Consider the following 18,389-nt stretch of genomic DNA (forward strand, 5'->3'; position numbering starts at 1 on the left):
ATACCAACAAAAACAGCCCGGGTTTCCCACCAAAGCTGGCATCGAGGAAAAAGGAGAAATAAGCGGCAGATCTTTGGGGCACCTACCCAGGCGGAATGTAAAAAGAGAAACACGCCTTTAAGCGTCCACCTCTGAGATACTTTCAGTGTGGGCTACTTTGGACGCGGTTTCTCTTTTTCCATGCAGCCGTACAGGAACGACCCCCAGCTAGTGACCCAAGTATCTGCAGCGTTTTCTCCTTTTTCCTCCCCACCACTACAGCCGGCCGACCACTCCCCAAATAGATGTTTTTGTTTATGCCCTCCCCTCTTTACGTTTTCTTTAGGTTTTTTTGTTATAGTGGGTCTATCAAAGCACGCTTCGGAGGTGAAAGCGTTGAGGATTCTGATTGTGGATGATGATAAAGAGATTGTGGACCTCTTGGCAATATATTTGCTCAACGAAGGGTTCGAAATCGAAAAAGCCTTTGACGGCTTGGAAGCGATGGAGAGGCTCGCCCAAAAGTCGATTGACCTCGTCATACTCGACGTGATGATGCCTAACCTGGATGGCATCGAGGTAACCAAGCGAGTACGGAAAAACTCACAGATCCCCATCCTGATGGCAAGTGCCAAAACGAATGACATGGATAAAATCATGGGGTTAATGACAGGTGCGGATGATTATGTAGCAAAGCCCTTTAACCCGCTGGAAGTGATTGCACGGGTCAAATCGCTTTTGCGCCGAGCAAATTACAGCCAGCAAAACAAACAGGAAGATGTGATCGAGGCAGGTCCGCTCATCATCGACAAGCAGAGTCATGTCGTCCAGACCAAGGATGGCACTCCGATTAAATTGACTGCCCTTGAGTTTTCCGTCCTGTTTTTATTGGCGAGCCATCCCAACCGGGTATTCAGCTCCGAGGAGATTTTTGATCGCTGCTGGAAAATGGAAAATTACGTCTCCTATAAGACCGTGATGGTTCACATCAGCAATCTACGAGAAAAGCTGGAGAGGGCGACTAGTGGGGAAAAGGTGATTCAAACGGTCTGGGGGGTAGGCTACAAAATTGAAGCTTAATATAAAGGATTTTCTGCGCATTTTGGTAGATCTGTTACTAGGTCTCCTGATTTTCTATGCAGTTTTCCAATTAGCTTCTTTCCTCGCTAATAACTATCTGTACAACATCCCGGAAATCAGGAACTACGTATGGCTGATGCGTCGCAACTTTGGTACGGACTCCTTTAAAATACCGATTATTTTGCTTGCGACAGGTCTGTTTATCGCGTGGATCATCGTGCGGACTCGGAAATATATGGAGCAAAAGCAAATGGAGCAAATTATTTCCGAGCTTCATTACATCGCCAAAGGGAATTTTCATCACAAAATATCAATCAGATCAAGTGGCAGCCTGGGAGATGTAGTGGATAGTATCCATGCCTTAGTCCAAAGCACGATCGATGCGATGGAGGAAGAGCGGCGTCTGGAGCAGTCCAAGGATGAGCTGGTCACCAATGTTTCGCATGATCTGCGTACACCCTTAACCTCGATCATCGGATATTTGGGCTTGATTGAACAAAAGAAATACCGTGACGAAGAGCAAATCAAGCAATACACACATATCGCCTATGAAAAAGCAAAGCAAATGAATGTGCTGGTCAATGACTTGTTTGAGTACACCAAAATGCGCAATCGCGGAGCACATGTAAGCAAAATTAAATTCGACCTGGTCGAGCTGGTGGAGCAAGTCGCGGTAGGCTTTCGTGTAGCTGCACACGAGGCTGACTTAGTGATGCGCGTGGAAACGCCTGACCACAAAATCGAAATGGTCGGGGATACAGACAAGCTGGTACGCGTGCTGGAAAATCTCATTTCCAACGCCTTGAAATACGGACGTGACGGGACCGAAATCATTATTCGCGTCTTCCTTCATGAACAGGGCGTAGTCTTTTCCGTTGCTAACAACGGCAGGCCGATTCCCGCTGAATCATTGCCCAATCTGTTTGAGCGTTTTTATCGGGTAGAAGGCTCCCGGTCACAGGAAACAGGGGGCTCGGGCTTGGGACTTGCCATCGCCAAAAGCATTATCGATCTGCACCAGGGCAGCATTACAGCCGACAGCACGAAAGAGTGGACGACCTTTACCGTGTGGCTTCCGATCAAAATCACGCATAGTTCATAAATCCTTTACTTTTTCTTTACCTTTCATTTTGATTTTTTTTATTCCAAAAGCCTATCCTTATCAGCATGAACGAAAGATGTGGTTCATGGAGGTAAGGAGGGGCTTTTTTTGAACAGAGGAACACTGCTGCTACTCTTAATGTTTGCCGTAATTGGGTATGCCTTTTTTCATAACGAAATATCGGCATGGGCCGACTTGGAGAACGAACCGCAAGTAGCAATCACTGAAAATAATCACGTAGACCTCGATGCACGGGCAGCTATTCTGCTCGATAGTCGCACAGGTGAAGTGCTCTATACCAAAAATGCAGATACGCTATATCCAGTAGCAAGCATGTCAAAAATGATGACGGAGTATTTGCTCCTCGAAGCAATCAAGGAGCAGAGAGCGGATTGGACAGATCGGATTCCCATCTCCAAAAATGCCGCGACAACGGAGGGCTCCCGAGTAAATCTCGTTGAAGGGGAAACGTATCCCCTCAAAGACCTGTATGAGGCGATGGCAGTCGGCTCGGCAAACAATGCAGCGGTGGCGATTGGGGAATACCTGGCGGGGAGTACATCTGCTTTTGCAGAGCAAATGAATCTAAAGGCAGTAGAACTAAACCTAAAGTCGTCCCAGTTTGTGAATGCTACAGGTCTTGCCTATGACTATGGGCATAACGAAATGACAGCGAGAGACGTAGGTATGCTGGCGTATCGTCTCATCAATGATTTTCCTGACATCATAAGGGTGACTTCAGAGCCAATTGTAAAATTGTCCTCTACCAAAGAACGTGTTTCGAATACCAACCTCATGCTGCACGCAAATGACGAAGCGATGCAGGTAGCCGGATTGGATGGGCTAAAAACAGGCTTTACCGACGAAGCAGGTTATTGCTTCACAGGAACAGCTCAGCGAGGAAATAAACGTTTGATTTCTGTTGTAATGGGAACAAAAGATGAAGCGGCACGTTTTACAGAAACCAAAAAACTGTTGGAGATGGGGTTTAAGAATGACTAACGTGAGGAGCCATTCAACGTCAGCTGTGATGGTAGCCCTGCTGAAATATGCGGTATTCGCACTTTATTTGTTTCTCGTGATCAAAATTTTGCTTTTAAAATTTGGAAGTATGGAGCTGGAGCTAATCTACGGTCAGTGGCAGCAAAGTGTGAGCAATCCGAGCTCCATCTGGGAAAGACTGCAATACCGCGGAAACCTGGTGCCCTTCCACGAGATAGAGCGATACCTCATGGCTATTCGGGAAAGCGGCAGTGTCCACAGCATGATCAATCTTTTAGGAAATGTGATCGCCTTTATGCCATTTGGCTTTATGGTACCTCTTCTTTTCTCCAAAAAGCTTCAGTCACTCGGCAAGGTCGTCCTGCTTTCATTTTTATTTAGCCTCGGCTTGGAAACGACCCAGCTCGTCACCAATTGCGGAATCTTTGATGTAGACGATATCCTGCTGAACACAACCGGAGGCGCTCTCGGCTACGGCGTGTACTTGTCGTATCGGCTGATGTTCTGGTGGAAGTCAAGGAAATCAAGGACACTTATGAGTGAAGCGCACTAACAGAATGCTATTCATGATAAAAAGCACCCCATTGGTGCTTTTTTAGTTCTGTATCCCTACCTCCCTACCTCCACTAAAGCCGGAACGACCACTTGTTTTGTCCCAACACCTATGGTTACACTAGTAGAACCATTGAAAAAACATTTCGAAAGAGAAGGTGAATTCTCTTTGTTAAATAAAGCTGTAGAAGTCTTGCAAAAGTATTATGGGTACCCTTCGTTTCGAGAGGGACAAAAGAAGATCATTGAGAGTCTTTTGACGGGTCACGATACTGTGGGCATCATGCCGACCGGTGGCGGGAAATCCATCTGCTATCAGGTCCCGGCGATGCTATACGACGGCGTGACGATTGTCATTTCTCCACTCATTTCGTTGATGAAGGACCAGGTAGATGTCCTCATCAGCATGGGCATACCAGCTACACAAATTAACAGCTCACTCGATTATGGCGAGGTGCGTGATCGCTTGCGGATGGCAGCGCGCGGAGAGTACAAGCTTTTGTACATTGCCCCAGAGCGGCTCGAATCGGAAGCCTTTCAAGCGCTGATTAAGGATGTGCCGATTTCCTTTGTTGCCGTTGATGAAGCGCATTGTGTCTCTTAGTGGGGCCACGATTTCCGCCCGAGCTACCTGGAGATCGCACGCTTCTTGCGCTCATTGCCGAAGCGCCCGATTGTCGCAGCTTTGACGGCGACTGCAACACCCGAGGTAACAGAAGATATTCGCAGACAGCTAGAGCTGGTGGATGAGCGTCTTTTCATCACCGGTTTTGGCAGGGACAATTTACTTTTATCCGTGCGAAAAGGAGAGAACAGACGAGAGTTTATCCAGCAATATTTGCGTGCGAATGCACAGCAGGCCGGAATCATTTATGCGGCTACGCGAAAAGACGTGGATGCGCTCCACGCTGATCTGCATAAGCGCGGATATGAAGTGACTAAATATCATGCCGGGCTAACAGAGGAGGAGCGTGCGCACAATCAAGAGGCGTTTTTGTACGATGATGTACGTACGATGATCGCTACAAATGCATTCGGGATGGGAATCGACAAGTCCAACGTCCGTTATGTCATTCACTATAACATGCCGAAAAATTTGGAAGCGTACTATCAGGAGGCAGGGCGCGCAGGACGCGACGGGGAGCCAAGCGAATGCATCCTGCTGTTCCAGCCGCAGGATATTCAGACCCAGACGTTCTTCATTGAGCAAAATCAATTGCTGGAAGAACGCAAGGAGCACGAGTACAAAAAGCTGTACGCGATGATCGACTATTGCCGGACGCCACGCTGTCTGCAGCAATACATCGTCCAATACTTCGGTGAAACGGATGCGCAAGCGTGTGGACAATGCGGAAACTGCACGGATGAAACGGAGCTCTCCGATATTACGCTGGAGGCGCAGAAGATTTTTTCCTGCGTCAAACGGATGAGGGAGCGCTTCGGTGCTGCCTTGGTCGCGCAGGTGCTCAAAGGCTCCAAAAACAAAAAGGTGACGCAGTTCCGTTTTGACGAATTGCCGACGTACGGCTTGATGAAGGAATATAAGGAAAAAGAAATCGTCGACCTGATCCAGCTGTTGATCGCGGAAGGCTATCTGCAAGTAACCGAAAGCCAGTATCCGATCCTGAAGCTGGGAGAGCGGGCATTGCCAGTCCTCAAAGGAGAGGAGCGAGTCGTGCAAAAGATCGTGATTCGTCCGGTACAGCTGACTGAGGATGACGAGCTGTTTGAGAGATTGCGTACGCTACGCAAAGAAATCTCACAGCGCGAGGGCCTGCCACCGTATGTTATTTTCCACGATAGCACCTTAAAGGAAATGAGCAGCTTGTGCCCGACAGACAAGCAAGCGATGCTTCAGATCAAAGGAGTCGGGGAGTCCAAATTCGATAAATATGGTCAGCTCTTCCTGGAGTGTTTGCAAAGCTATGCTGCCGTAAAGCCGTGATGATTCCTCGTCACGGCTTTTTTTCAAACGAAAAGGGCTATATGTACCAATTTTCAATGGTGATCAGATAAATTGACTGGTATAGTTGAGTAATATTGGTAGAAAGAGAGGGGAGTTTCTAGGGAAAAGAGAAAGAAAAAAGCAACAAATCGTAAGGTACTGACAATGAGACAAGTAGAGGGGAAAACATGAAAAAACTACGAGGACGTATGGGGAAAACGCTGGCAAGCATCGCGTTATCAGCGTTGGTACTCGGTAGCGGCGTCATGGGGGCGCCAGCACCGACAAAAGCAGCAGAAGCACCAACCAAGATTACACTCTTGGGCACATCTGACATTCACGGACGTTTCATGCCGTGGGACTACGCTTTGGACGGTCCGAATCAAAGCGGAAGCTTGACGCAGCTGTTCACGATGATCAAAGAGATTCGCAAAGAGAACCCGAACACGGTGCTGGTGGATGCAGGAGACTCGATTCAAGACAACTCTGCTGAGCTGTTCAATGACCAGCCACAATCTCCGATGATGGTTGCGATGAACGAAATGGGCTACGATGCGTGGGCGTTTGGTAACCATGAGTTCAATTTTGGACTCGATACACTCGACAAAATCAGCAGTCAATATAAAGGGCCTGTACTTGCAGGTAACATCTATAAAGAAAACGGTGAGCGTTACTTCCCGGCCTATACTATTGTTGAACGCGCTGGCGTCAAAATCGGTTTGATCGGGATGAACACACCGATGATCACTGACTTTGAAAAAGGAACGGATCATCTGGATGGCCTCGTGATCAAAAATCCGGTAGAAGAAACCAAAAAAGCCGTAAAAGAGCTGCAAGGAAAAGTAGACGTTATGATCGGTGTTATGCACATGGGCATCGAAAATGAAAACGGAATTCCAGGCACAGGCGTAGCAGACATCGCAAACGCTGTACCAGAATTGACCGCTATTTTTGCTGGACATATGCACAAGCTGGTGAAAAAAGAGGAGATCAACGGTGTACTGATCACTGAACCGGACAAATACGGTACCCATCTCTCCCGCATTGACCTGACGTTTGAAAAGAAAAATGGCAAAGTCGTGCTGGCTGGAAAAGAAGCAACTGCTCTCCCTATCAAAGGTGCAGATGGCACGCCAGTTGTATCCGATCCTGAGCTGGAAACCAAGCTGACGCCGTTCCACGAGTTTGCACGTGCAGATGCCAACATCGTGGTAGCAGAGCTGAAAGGCATGAACCTCGTGCCGAAAAACGAGATTGAGGGAATTCCACAGGTCCAAATTCAGGAGACGCCTTTATCTGATTTCTTCCATGAAGTGATGCTCTACTATAGCAAGGCTGACGTCGTTGCTCACCAAATCGACAACGACAAGGCAAAGCTCGACGTAGGTCCGATCAAGAAAAAGGATATCGCCTATAACTATCAATATGCGGGCGGCGAAATCACCGTTTACAAAGTAACCGGAAAAGACCTCAAGGATTATATGGAGTGGGCAGTAGGCTATTTCAACACGGCACGTCCTGGCGATGTAACCGTGAGCTTTGATAGCAAACGCCGCGCTTCCAAATACAGCACCAACGATTTCTTCGGCAACGTGAAATACGAAATTGATTTGTCCAAGCCATATGGCAGCCGTATCACCAACCTGCGCAAGCTCGATGGAACCTTGATCAAAGCTGAAGATACGCTAAAGCTTGGTATGAACGCATACCGTATGGAAGCTCTGCAAGCAAAAGGTGGCGCTCTGGAAGGACGCAAGTTTGAACAGCTGTGGTCCTCCAAAGACAATACCACGTTTGGTGAAACCGCAGGTACAATCCGCAACCGTGCGATTGCTTACCTGAAAGAAGTGAAAAAAGGCGTCTACGAGCCGAAAGTACAGAATAACTGGAAAATTATCGGGGTGGATACGACAGCTCCAGAACGTAATGATGTAGTAGAGCTGATCAATGCAGGCATCCTGAGTGTGCCAAAAACAGAAGATGGCAAGTACACCAATATCGCATCGATCAATGTGAAGGATGCTGTCACCAAAGAAGAGATTGCAGCCCTTTCTGAAAAAGCGAAGGTAGATGCAGCGAAATTCGCGAATGTAAAAACAAAAGGCGAATTCTACAAGCAGCTGAACCAAGCGAGAAAAGCTGCGGCAGCCGCAACACCTAAACCGTAAGCTTCTCGCATCCTGAATACTTTAGTGAACACAAGAAAGCCGTGACTCTCGCAGTCACGGCTTCTTTTCAGCCATTTATCCGCTTCCGATACTTCACCAAATACAAGAGGAACGCGAGGAGAAGCAGACCCTGGCCGACGATGGCTCCCGAGATGGACACCCCCGCGTAAACGATCAGGTAGTAGATGCCTGATCCAACAGCCATCAAAAGGTTTTCGATAAAGTTTTGAATGGCAATCGTTTTTCCCGAGCCGACCATTTTCTTTCCTTCCTCCTGCAATACGGTATTCATAGGGATAATGAATACACCTCCCATAAAGCCAACCAGCAGCAGCAAGCAAATCGCGATGAATGTGACGTGAATCCACGGGAACAGCACGATGATTAGAAACATTCCGAAACCAAAGGTCAGCGAGCGAGTAAAATGCGCCAGTGGAATCAGCTTGGGAGCCAGGAATGCCCCGGCGATAATCCCGATCGAGGTCGTAGCCAGAATGAGGGATACAGAAAAGCTCTGTGGGTTAATGTCCAGTGCGATCGGAATCCAGGCGAGCACAGCCACCCGCAGGACAGCAGAGCTCATCCAGAAAGCCCCTGTACCAATCAGGGCAAAGCTTGTGTCAGGACGATTCAGCAGCTGCTGGAAGTCGATAAAAAAGCGTCGCGCCTCGGCACCATATCGAATGGACAGGTTGCCTCTCATCCGTGGGATGAAAAAGGTCATAGCGAGCGAAAGCAAATAGATAATCAGGCAAATCGCCGATGAGAACGCAGGAGATGTCACAGAGGCGACAGCCCCTCCGATGCCGATCCCGGTCAGGATGGCAAAAATCGTATAGGCTTCAATCCGCGCATTGGCATGAAACAGCTCATCTTCATTACGCGTGAGCTCTGGCAAAATCCCGTATTTGGCAGGGGAGTAAACAACGGCTCCGACTCCCACGGTAAAATAGCTGAGCATCAGCAGCAGGATGCTGGAGTGGTCAATGACAAACAACAGCAGGACACCGAGTGCTTTGATCAGGTTGCCAATCACCAGTACAAATGATTTCGGATGCTTGTCGGCAAAAGGACCGACCAAAGGAGCGAGAAAAATATAAGGAAGAAAGAATGAAATCGATACGAGTGCGAGCATGGCGGGAGAAAAACCATTCTCCCGCAGCAAATTGGCGATCACAAACAAAATCATGTTGTCGGAAAAGGCTGATAGAAACTGAGTGAAATATAGGGCTTGTAGTGGCTTAAGTTGTATGTTCACATCATTTTCCTCCACTTTCAGCTAGTTGTTTCAGGGTGACGTAATCCGTTTTTCCGCTACCGAGGAGAGGCAGAATCTTGATGACCTGCACCGTGCCTGGAATGAGCAGCGGTGAGTATTGCTTTTCGGTCAAGTATGCTCGCAGCTGGCTGAGTGCTACTGTCTCATCTGTCGTAAACAGGAGGACGCGTTCACCTTTTCGCGGATCGTTTACTGTGATCGCTGCAAAGCCGGAGTGCCCAAAGCATTGCATCGCCAGCTCCTCAATCAGATTGAGCGAAACCATTTCCCCGCCGATTTTGGCAAAGCGCTTCAGGCGAGACTGGATGCTGATAAAGCCGTCCTTGTCAGTCGTAACGAGGTCTCCTGTGTGGTACCACTCTTCAGCAGGGATAAATCCTTTGCCGTGGATGAGGTATCCCTTCATGACGTTCGGTCCTTTGACGAGCAGCTCGCCTCCTTTCTCGATGCCGCTTACTGCATCGAGCTTGTAGGACATGCCTGGCATCAGGCGTCCGACTGTTCCTGGCTTATTGGCGAGTGGCGTATTCAGTGACAGGATCGGAGCCGTTTCAGTTGCCCCGTAGCCTTCAAAAATCCGTACCCCGAATTTTTCTATCCACAGCTTGCGTACATCGTCCTTGAGCTTTTCGGCACCTGCGAAAACATAGCGCAAGGAGTAAAAATTGTAGGGGTGCGCCATTCGACCATAGCCTGCCATGAAGGTTGAGGTACCGAAAAGAATGGTTGCGTTTTGATCGTATACCAGCTCCGAAATCGCCTTGTAGTGCAGCGGACTCGGGTAGAGATAGACAGGAACACCTTTTACGACTGGCAAAAGCGTACCTGCTGTGAGGCCGAAGCTGTGGAACATCGGCAGAGCGTTGAAAAACTTGTCGCGGGTCGTAATATCGATGACCGTAGTCACCTGTTGGATATTTGCGTACAGATTCGTATGTGTCAAAACGACACCCTTTGGCTTGCTTTCACTGCCTGATGTAAACAGAATCAGCTCGTTGTCGCTTGCAGGAGAAGCCTTTTGCTTGAGCAGGTAGCGAGTGAGTGCCGCGAGCTTGTCGAAGCCAGTGGCGGATGACTTCAAATCCTCCAGATAAACGATTTTCAGATGTGGTTCTAGACCAGCGATAATATGCTCCAGCTTTCCTTTTTCGATAAATACCCGTGATGTTAGAATCGTATCGATCTGGGCAGTCTCACAGCAATCCAGCAGGGAACGAATTCCGAGCGAGAAGTTGAGAATCGCTGGCGTTTTGCCGATGCGGAACAAGGATAATAAAGTCACGAGATGACCGACTGAGTTAGGCAGAAATACGCCGACTACAGGCTTACCTAAAAGGCTGGACTGCAATTTGCTACCGAGCAAGTAGCTGCCAATCAAAAGCGTCCGGTAATTGATGGCGCTGGTCAAATCCTTGGCGATTTCGAGCTTTGCGCCGTTGAGACGTGCAGCCTCCAGTACTTCATCGAACAGATTGACGTTTTGCTTCATGCGGCTTTGGAACAGCTCGTTTTGCAAGGTTTGCAGAATCCGATCATTGGCTGTTGCCTTTTGAGCACGCATTGACAGGTTTGGATCGCGTTCCATTGTGAAAGGACTACCGATTGTCATGGTTACATCGGGAAACCAAGAGAGGGGGAGCTTTCCTTTCATGTACGAAAAGATGGAGCGCTCCAAGCCTTTGATGGCTACCGGATATACATTTACACCTGTTCGCAGGGCCAAATAACCGACCCCACTGTAGATTTTCATCATGCTGCCAGTGGTGGTGATGCGACCCTCTGGGAAAATCACCAGCGTCTCACCGCTTCTGATGACGCGTAGCATATGGCGAATCGAATACGGATTCATCGGGTCAATTGCGATGTGCTTTCGGAAGCGGAGGAAAAAGGCAAACCGCTTGGCGATTGTCGTATTGACTACGAACGTAGCACCGTTTGGCAGGCAAAAGGACAAGAGGACAGCATCCATTAGCGAGACATGATTGGGTATAATCAGCGATGGCTGCGAAAGATCGAGTTTGTGCAGACCGTTGATGCGAGGACGGAACCAAAGCATCAGGATCATTTTCAGGAAGGCATGAATGAGTACCATGTGTACCACACCTTTACAAAAGATAATGGCGTTGCTCTATAGCTCTCATTGTAAAGTGTGCAGAAAGTAAAAAAAGTACCAACATTCATTGGTACCTGGTAATAAGACCTAGAACAGCTTTTTTTGGTTGGCTTTTGCGGCTGCTTCCTTGCTCGTTTTGACGCCCATTTTTTTCAGGATGCGATTGATATGGTTCTTGATGGTGCGCTTGGTGATGTGCAGTGATTGTTCGATCTGTGTCTGTGTCTGCCCTTGGTGGATGAGCTGTAGAATGTCCTTTTCAGCGGGGGACAGCAGCTTCTGGTCCTCCACTTTTTTCATCCGTAAAAATTCGTTGCGCAGGGCAGCGGCAGCGGTAGGGTGGATTGCCGACACGCGGTTATGGGCAGCTCGAATCGCGTCTGGTATTTCCTTGAAGCTAGTTTTGCTGATGTAATTGACGGCTCCAGCTGAAAACGACTCCACAATGACGTCCTCATCAGTCAGCGAGGTGAGCATGATGATTTTACAGTCGGCTTGGAGCTCCATAAAAGCAACAGCGGTTTCGATGCCGTCCAAATTGTTCTCCGTCAGATTGATATCCATGAGCACGACATCGGCTTTGCCCGGAGCAAAACGTTCGATAGCCTCTTCCTTCGTGCCAGCTTCACCGACTACGGAAATATCCGGCTCCTTATTGAGAAAATCGACGAGACCCTTTCGCCATACAGGGTCGTCTTCTACGAGAAAAACAGTAATCGAGGCCATAAGTGTAGTCACCTCTTCCATTCGTAATTTAAGTTTGTACTACACGCTTTTTCGGGAAGAACAAAAATACGGTAGTCCCTTTCCCTGGCTCGCTGTAGATTTCCAGCTGTCCTTGATGCTTTTGCATGACATTGTAGCAATAAGAGAGTCCTAATCCAAAGTTTTGCCCAGTTCTTTTGGTAGAAAAGAAAGGATCGAGTACATGTGGCAGATTCTCTTTAGATATACCTGTGCCTGTGTCTGCAACAGCGATCACAAGGTGCTTGTTGGAGCGAAATAACTGCAAGCGCAGCGTCCCTCCGTTTTTCATAGCCTCCAGAGCGTTCATGCATAAATTGGTGATGATCTCCCGCAGCTGTACCGAATCACAGTGCAGCTGCAGCGTCTCGTCCAGCTCGGTTTCTACATTCACTCTGTTTTTATCTGTATAAGGGGTAAGGGTCGAGATGACCTGCCGAGCTACCTGACTAGGTGAACAATTCGTCTCACGCAGCTCTACTTCGCGCAGCTGTCCCTGAATACGATTCATCATGTCCAGCATGTGCTGAGACGATTGCAAAAGGACGCGTGCATCTTCTTTTAAGGAAGGCTGATTGGTTTCCTCGGCAAAGGATTCAATGCGATCAGCGTAAAGAGAGATTTTACCTGCCTCGTTTTTGATCGTATGATTGATAATCTGCGCACCGGATGTCAGTGCACGCAGTGTACTATCGAGACGCTTTTTTTCCACGCGGAGTCGTACACCGAGAAACCCGTATTTCAAACTAATGGCAACAATCAGAATGAACTGGATAGCGACGATGAGCATGTTGTAGCGCCATGCTTCGTAATCATTTTGAATACGCATGACGTAAATGAAAATAAACACGAAAAAAAGAGGAATGATGATCAGGACATTGGTAAAAAAGCTGTTTTTCTTAACAAGCGGGTCCTTTTCGCGACGATATTGTACGATGAGCAGCGTGCACGAAACCAGAAAAAAGGGTATGACCCAGGCGACCATGATCCAGTAGTTAAAAGAAAGAACGGGATAGATCGGTGTGATCACAAGCATAAAAAGCGGCAACAGCAAGGCCGCATACTGTACAATTTGTTTCACTTGTCTCGACAACCACTCCGACGAATGAACGGCAAACATGAAAAAGGTATAGGGCAGTCCCGTCTGGCAAACAAATGATGCACTGTAGCTCAGAAACAGTAAAAACTGCTCAGAGCCTGGATATAGGGCAAGGGTGTCTTTCCACAAAGGAATGAGCGTCTCATCGATGACTCCAGAGAGAAAGCCGCTACCTCCCACAAAGGCAGTTGCACATGCCCAGCGGATCGAGGTTCGTTTGGGATCAGTAAACAAGACCAAAAGACCCAGTGCCCATATGGTAAACAGTGTAAAAACCATCATGGCTGTATATTCTCCCGTCAAACATGATAGATCTATTATACCGTACAGACGCTCCTGGAAACGGATATTTCATCATCTACCAAGGAAAAACGTTAATTCTTTACAAAGTGGAAGGAATAAATAGCAGTGTAAAAAGTTTGTTTTTGCAGTGTATATTCTGAATAGTCATATCTATTCTCGCCGACAAAAATCACCTATGATTGTATTCGGGCATGTAGAAATATTTGGCTTTTTACCGAGTTCGATTTGCGATAGGTGTAAAGGAGAAGCGAGTGAATGAAGGGATTCATGAAGAAGCATTTGATTGTTCGGATTTTATGTGTAATTATTGCCGTTTTGGTGTTGATTGCTATCGGAAATATCGCGACACAAGTCATTCAGACCCGGTCAGCTGTCGAGGACGGAATCAACAGCTACAATATGCGTATTGCCGAAAGCTACGCAGCAGGAATGCAGACTGATCGCTACGCTCAATTTTTAAAAGAACCACAGGAGACAGATCTATACTGGTCGCTGCGACAAGAGCTCGACGTTTTCCGAACGCAAATTGGAGCGCGCTATGTGTATTTTGTGCGATTTGACGAGAAACAAGAGCCGAGAATTATGATTGATGGTCGTCCGCCGAAGGACCCTGACGCTTCTCCCATTGATGAAGTGACGGACATGCCTCCTGCCGCCGTGCGATCCGTGATGGCTGGACACAAGGCAAGCTCCCCTATCATAGAAAATCCAGAGTATGGAACCTATTTGTCGGCGTATGTCCCTGTAAAGGATGCAAGCGGCGCAGTCATGGGCGCACTTGGAATCGATACGGATGCTGCTGTATTTGAGCAGCTTGCTGCCAATGTCATCAAGAAGAGCCTCCCTTTTTACGCTATGCTGCTCGTGATCACGTTAGTGGCGATTGGCGCCATTATTTGGTTCGTCCAGCGTGCATTGCGTCCGTTGCATACAGTGAGAGCTAGTGCAGAGAGGCTGGCTGAGGGTGATTTGGCAGAGGCGGGAGTTATTTTGCGTGCACATCCGGTTCGCTCACAGGATGAGATTGGTACCGTGTACAAGGCGATGCTGTCCATGTCCGAGAATTTACATACACGAGTGCGTGGATTGGTAGTCAATATGGACAAGACTTCTGACCAGCTGGTTGTCTCCTCAAAAGAGTTCGCCACAAACGCCGACCATATGCTGATGATGGGACAAACCATTAATGATACGGTAAAAGTCATTTACGAGGGAGCCAATTCTCAAAAGAAGAGTGCGGATGATAGTGTGGCCGCTATGGAAGAAATCGCGCAAGGCATATCACGAATTGCCGGTTCTTCGGCTACCGTATCAGATGCTGCGGTTCAGGCCGTCGACATCGCTCAATCAGGTGATGACGCGATGAAGCGAATGAATAAACAAATGAGTGATATATCCTCCTCTGCGGCGCATACATTGAGCATGGCGAAGCAGTTGAAAGCGTACTCAGATGAAATTGAAAATGTACTCGCATCTATTCGGAGCTTTACGGAACAGACCAAAATTCTCGCGCTGAATGCTTCGATTGAAGCCGCCAGAGCAGGTGAACATGGTCTCGGCTTTACGGTTGTCGCCAAGGAAGTAAGCAAGCTGGCGGACGCCTCGGCATCCTCTGTGCTACAGATTACGGCTTTGCTCGAGAGCATAGGGGCGGAATCGGGAAAAATCAGCGGGGAGATGGAGGTCGTTACTGAAGAGATCCAGGAAGGTGTTGAGCTGTCCCAGGAGGCAGAGCAATCGTTCCTGCACGCTGTAAAAGCGTTTCGTCTGGTCAGTGAGCAAATCATGGAGGTTTCCGCTACGACTGAGCAGCTGTCAGCAGGCTCTGAGGAGATCGTCGCACAGTTCGGTAGTATCGCGCAGGTAGCAAGTGGAGTTACCGAGCAGACAGAGCAAATACGGACCATGACAAGTAAACAGCTGGAAATGATGAAGCAAGTACACGAGGCCTCTGCTGTTCTGAGTGTCAATACGTTAGATATGCGGCAGGCAATCCAGCAGGTAAACGTTTAGGGCGCCAAAGCCAGTCTCTTTTTAAAAGAGTACTGGCTTTTTTTCGTGATTGCCTATGAATCATCGTCATATCATTCATTAGGAAGGTTTTTCCAAATGTCTGTTGAATTGAAAACAAACTAAAAAATCACGCGGCGATCTTCTATCTAATCAATGGCAGGTGATAGGATGAAGCGTTTGGAACTCGTTTTCCAAAAATTAGTGGAAATTGGTTCGGGTAAAAAAATATGTGCGGGAGAGCTGGCGGAAATGCTGAACCTCAGTCGTGCGAATGTCAGTAGCGATCTGAACCGTTTATGGAAGGATGGCAAAGTCGAAAAAGAAGAAGGGCGGCCAACGCTTTTTTCCGCAAAAGAAGCCAAAAACTCCTTATTGCTTGAGCAGACGAGTCTGGACGGGCTGGCGAAAACAAACAAAAGTCTGCTAACACCGGTCGAGCAGGCAAAAGCAGCAGTATTGTATCCTCCCCGAGGGATGCATTGCCTGATTTTAGGGGAGACGGGTGTGGGAAAGTCGGGGTTTGCCGTTCTGATCCATGAATTTGCTGTTGATATTGGACGATTGGACAAGAATGCGCCATTCGTTGTGTTTAATTGCGCCGATTACGCGAATAACCCTCAGCTATTGATCAGTCAGCTGTTTGGCGTGAAAAAGGGAGCCTATACCGGAGCGGAAAATGATCGAAAAGGGCTCGTGGAAAAGGCAGATGGCGGTATTCTGTTTCTCGATGAGGTGCACCGGCTACCGGCAGAGGGACAAGAGATTTTTTTCACCTTTATGGACAAGGGGACCTTTCGACGGGTTGGGGAGACAGAAATCGAGAGAACGGCTCAGGTGCAGATCATTTCCGCGACGACAGAAAATCCTGAGTCCAGCCTGCTCAAAACATTTATTAGAAGGATTCCAATGATTATCAGGCTTCCCTCCCTCAGGGAATGGCGCATCGAAGAGAGATTCGGACTCGTCATAAAGCTTTTTCGGGAAGAAGCGTTTCGCTTGGGCAGGGAAATTACGATTTCAGCGAGTGCCATTCAAGCGTTTTTGTCCTATCATTGCCCCAATAACATCGGGCAGCTAAAAACAGATATTCAGCTTACATGTGCCAGTGCGTATGCAGAGTTCATTTCCATGAAGAAAAAACAGCTTCATGTAACCGTCCAGGATATGCCCCATTATGTGAAAAAGGGACTACTGTTGGCAAAAGAACAAAAGTCTGCTTTGGACGAATTGATTGGAACGAACAACGAGTGCTTTGTTGTCCTGCCTACCGAGGATAGCTTGACGGTGGGAAGAGAGCCGGAAGTAACGTCAAACAGTGTATATGAAAAAATCGAGCAAAAAATATACGAATTGCAAAACCAAGGAGTCAGCGAAGAGGAACTAGAATTTGATATCGAAAATTACTTTACTCCGTTTATCAAAGGCGTACATCAACGGATTAACAAGGATGATATGGCCCGGATTATCGATCCGATTATCATACATCTGGTAGAAGAGATCGTGGAGTATGCGGAAGCGAAATTAGGGAAGATTTTGAGTCAAAAAGTGATCTTTGGTTTGGCTCTGCACATACAAACCTCAAAGGAGAGGCTGGCACAAGGGAAACAGATCGTAAATCCGCATATCAATGGCGTACGGCTCAAATACAAAAAGGAATTTGCAGTAGCGCTAGAATGCGTGCGGATGATCGAGGAAGCAATCCTCATGGATTTACCGATTGCGGAAGCGGGTTACCTCACCATGTTTTTTGTACTCGATGACGAGAGTATGCAGGAGGAACGGGAAACGATTGGCGTCCTGGTCATTACTCACGGCACTGGCGGGGCGACAGCGATGGTCGATGTGACGAACAGGCTGCTGGTCACAGACTATGCCAAAGCGATTGATTTGCCGCTAGAAGTCGATTCGATGCGAGTGCTGGAGCAAGCGATCATGGTCGCGCGTCAGATCAGTGGAACGGCTGGCCTGCTCCTGCTCGTAGATATGGGCTCGTTACTCGGCTTTGGTGAAATGATCGCAAAAGAGCTCAGCATCCCGGTCAGAGTCATTCCTATGGTCAGTACGCCGCACGTGATTGAGGCGACTCGAAAGGCGATGCTGGGGGCGTCTCTGGAGGATGTGTATCGCGATGTGGCGAGTATGACTCTGTTTCAGCAGCAGCCAGAAGAGCCGCCAAAGGAAATCACTTGTGCCCAGGCACCCAAGATGGCTATCGTAGCTGCTTGTCTGACAGGAGAAGGAAGTGCGCTTTTTTTGAAAAAGCTGCTCGAATCACGTCTGCGCTATGATGAGCAGCTGCTAGAGTTTGTTCCCTTGCAGCTCATTGACAAGGCACAGGCGCGCAAGCAGTTGAAAAACATGAAGGCAGAGCGGGAAGTAATTTGTGTGGTGAGCAACTACATGCTGGACAAGGACCTGCGCTGCTACGGCATGGACGACGTTTTGAACGGGGAAGCTTTGCACGACATTCAGCAGACAATCGACCTGGAAGAGGCCTATGTGAAGATGGAGGAGACGCTGAAGGAGCACCTTGGCCAGGTGGAGGGAAAAGAGGTTCTGCGCGATGTCAGGACGTGTGTGAGTCGTATGGAGGAGCGCTTGCATACGACCTTGATCTTCGATACGAGAATTGGCACGTATCTCCACATGTGCTGCCTTGTAGATCGTTTGCGGGCAAATACACATTCAGTTGCGTATCAGGACAAGGAGCCTTTTCTTGCCGAAAACCGCCTGCTTTACAGCTTGATCCGCCATGAGCTCCAGCCTCTGCAAGAGAAGTACGCGATTACAATCACGGACGATGATGTTTGCTTTATCATGAATTTCTTCCTACACAATAAAACACTAGCATAAATAGTGTTTTATTTTTTGAAAAAGTGGATGTGATCGCAATACACTAGCGGATTGTCAGCGAAACACTAAAACAGAGCTTTTGTACACCAAATCGGAAAAACGCGGTGCTACGCACTTCTTTATGAAAGCGCATACAAAAAGGGTGTTTTGGCACGTA

General features: G+C 48.0%; 13 protein-coding genes and 1 pseudogene. 10 read left to right on the forward strand and 4 right to left on the reverse strand.

Annotated elements, in window-relative coordinates; translation table 11 throughout:
* The first annotated feature begins 366 nt into the window (after nucleotides 1–366).
* The 8 genes and pseudogenes from SB752_RS11810 (at nucleotide 367) to SB752_RS11845 (ending at nucleotide 7,828) form a co-directional block, all read left to right on the forward strand.
* Nucleotides 367–1,059, forward strand: coding sequence for a response regulator transcription factor (locus SB752_RS11810; protein ID WP_410715843.1), 693 nt, complete (start codon nucleotides 367–369; stop codon nucleotides 1,057–1,059).
* A complete protein-coding gene (locus tag SB752_RS11815) occupies nucleotides 1,049–2,161 on the forward strand; it encodes a sensor histidine kinase (RefSeq protein WP_410715844.1) in 1,113 nt (370 codons plus the stop codon). Before SB752_RS11810 ends, SB752_RS11815 begins: the two co-directional genes overlap by 11 nt.
* Nucleotides 2,162–2,269: 108 nt before the next feature.
* On the forward strand, nucleotides 2,270–3,163 hold the full coding sequence (locus tag SB752_RS11820) for a D-alanyl-D-alanine carboxypeptidase family protein (protein ID WP_410715845.1): 894 nt from the start codon (nucleotides 2,270–2,272) through the stop codon (nucleotides 3,161–3,163).
* On the forward strand, nucleotides 3,156–3,716 hold the full coding sequence (locus SB752_RS11825) for a VanZ family protein (protein WP_410715846.1): 561 nt from the start codon (nucleotides 3,156–3,158) through the stop codon (nucleotides 3,714–3,716). Before SB752_RS11820 ends, SB752_RS11825 begins: the two co-directional genes overlap by 8 nt.
* A 168-nt stretch (nucleotides 3,717–3,884) precedes the next feature.
* A complete protein-coding gene (locus SB752_RS11830) occupies nucleotides 3,885–4,319 on the forward strand; it encodes a DEAD/DEAH box helicase (protein WP_410715847.1) in 435 nt (144 codons plus the stop codon).
* 12 nt (nucleotides 4,320–4,331) lie between these two features.
* A pseudogene (locus SB752_RS11835) lies at nucleotides 4,332–5,342 on the forward strand (RecQ family ATP-dependent DNA helicase); the annotation flags it as partial.
* A gap of 60 nt (nucleotides 5,343–5,402) precedes the next feature.
* On the forward strand, nucleotides 5,403–5,660 hold the full coding sequence (locus tag SB752_RS11840; protein ID WP_410716055.1) for an HRDC domain-containing protein: 258 nt from the start codon (nucleotides 5,403–5,405) through the stop codon (nucleotides 5,658–5,660).
* Nucleotides 5,661–5,869: 209 nt separating this feature from the next.
* Nucleotides 5,870–7,828: a bifunctional metallophosphatase/5'-nucleotidase gene (locus tag SB752_RS11845; RefSeq protein WP_486304116.1), complete on the forward strand. Its 1,959-nt coding sequence runs from the start codon at nucleotides 5,870–5,872 to the stop codon at nucleotides 7,826–7,828.
* 67 nt (nucleotides 7,829–7,895) lie between these two features.
* Here the strand turns inward: SB752_RS11845 and lplT are convergent, their stop codons facing one another.
* The 4 genes from lplT to SB752_RS11865 form a co-directional block, all read right to left on the reverse strand.
* Complete coding sequence (gene lplT / locus SB752_RS11850) at nucleotides 7,896–9,086, reverse strand: lysophospholipid transporter LplT (protein ID WP_410715849.1); 1,191 nt, start codon at nucleotides 9,084–9,086, stop codon at nucleotides 7,896–7,898.
* Between the two features lies 1 nt (nucleotide 9,087).
* Complete coding sequence (locus tag SB752_RS11855; protein ID WP_410715850.1) at nucleotides 9,088–11,199, reverse strand: AMP-binding protein; 2,112 nt, start codon at nucleotides 11,197–11,199, stop codon at nucleotides 9,088–9,090.
* Between the two features lie 108 nt (nucleotides 11,200–11,307).
* Nucleotides 11,308–11,946: a response regulator gene (locus SB752_RS11860; RefSeq protein ID WP_410715851.1), complete on the reverse strand. Its 639-nt coding sequence runs from the start codon at nucleotides 11,944–11,946 to the stop codon at nucleotides 11,308–11,310.
* Between the two features lie 28 nt (nucleotides 11,947–11,974).
* On the reverse strand, nucleotides 11,975–13,345 hold the full coding sequence (locus SB752_RS11865; RefSeq protein ID WP_410715852.1) for a sensor histidine kinase: 1,371 nt from the start codon (nucleotides 13,343–13,345) through the stop codon (nucleotides 11,975–11,977).
* Between the two features lie 276 nt (nucleotides 13,346–13,621).
* Here SB752_RS11865 and SB752_RS11870 point away from each other — a divergent pair, with 276 nt between their 5' ends.
* Together SB752_RS11870 and SB752_RS11875 are read left to right on the forward strand one after the other, a co-directional pair.
* Nucleotides 13,622–15,379, forward strand: coding sequence for a methyl-accepting chemotaxis protein (locus SB752_RS11870; protein ID WP_410715853.1), 1,758 nt, complete (start codon nucleotides 13,622–13,624; stop codon nucleotides 15,377–15,379).
* 168 nt (nucleotides 15,380–15,547) lie between these two features.
* Complete coding sequence (locus tag SB752_RS11875) at nucleotides 15,548–18,232, forward strand: sigma-54-dependent transcriptional regulator (RefSeq protein WP_410715854.1); 2,685 nt, start codon at nucleotides 15,548–15,550, stop codon at nucleotides 18,230–18,232.
* Nucleotides 18,233–18,389: the final 157 nt, after the last annotated feature.

This window comes from Brevibacillus sp. SIMBA_040 (genome assembly GCF_046535075.1).
In the GTDB taxonomy this organism is placed as follows: domain Bacteria; phylum Bacillota; class Bacilli; order Brevibacillales; family Brevibacillaceae; genus Brevibacillus.